General features: G+C 57.1%; 1 rRNA gene. It reads right to left on the bottom strand.

Annotated features, from left to right (window positions below):
* A 23S ribosomal RNA gene (locus tag H343_RS0124670) occupies positions 1-1,007 on the bottom strand; the annotation flags it as partial.

Raw genomic sequence — 1,007 nt, 5'->3', positions numbered from 1 at the left:
AGTAAAGGTCCCGGGGTCTTTCCGTCCTGCTGCGCGAAACGAGCATCTTTACTCGTAGTGCAATTTCACCGGGCCTATGGTTGAGACAGTCAAGAAGTCGTTACGCCATTCGTGCAGGTCGGAACTTACCCGACAAGGAATTTCGCTACCTTAGGATGGTTATAGTTACCACCGCCGTTTACTGGCGCTTAAGTTCTCAGCTTCGCCACACCGAAATGTGACTAACCGGTCCCCTTAACGTTCCAGCACCGGGCAGGCGTCAGTCCGTATACCTCGCCTTACGGCTTCGCACGGACCTGTGTTTTTAGTAAACAGTCGCTTCTCGCTGGTCTCTGCGGCCACCACCAGCTCCGGCAGCACGTGCCATCACCAACAGTGGCCCCCCTTCTCCCGAAGTTACGGGGGCATTTTGCCGAGTTCCTTAACCATAGTTCACCCGAACGCCTCGGTATTCTCTACCAGACCACCTGAGTCGGTTTAGGGTACGGGCCGCAACAGCACTCGCTAGAGGCTTTTCTCGACAGCATAGGATCATCCACTTCACCACAATCGGCTCGGCATCAGGTCTCAGACACAAGAGCAGCGGATTTACCTACCACTCGTCCTACACCCTTACCCCGGGACAACCACCGCCCGGGCTGGACTACCTTCCTGCGTCACCCCATCACTCACCTACTACAAGCTCGGACCGTCGGCTCCACCACACCAACAGCATCCCGAAGGACACCACTGGGGGCTTCACGGACTTAGCATCACCTGATTCAGCGCTGGCGCACTGCCACGGGTACCGGAATATCAACCGGTTATCCATCGACTACGCCTGTCGGCCTCGCCTTAGGCCCCGACTTACCCTGGGCAGATCAGCTTGACCCAGGAACCCTTGGTCAATCGGCGCACACGTTTCTCACGTATGTATCGCTACTCATGCCTGCATTCTCACTCGTGAACCGTCCACAACTCGTTTCCACGGCTGCTTCACCCGGCACACGACGCTCCCCTACCCACCC

This window comes from Streptomyces sp. TAA204 (assembly GCF_000424965.1).
The sequence above is the reverse complement of the archived record's forward strand: the minus strand, read 5'-3'. Positions and strand labels throughout refer to the sequence as shown.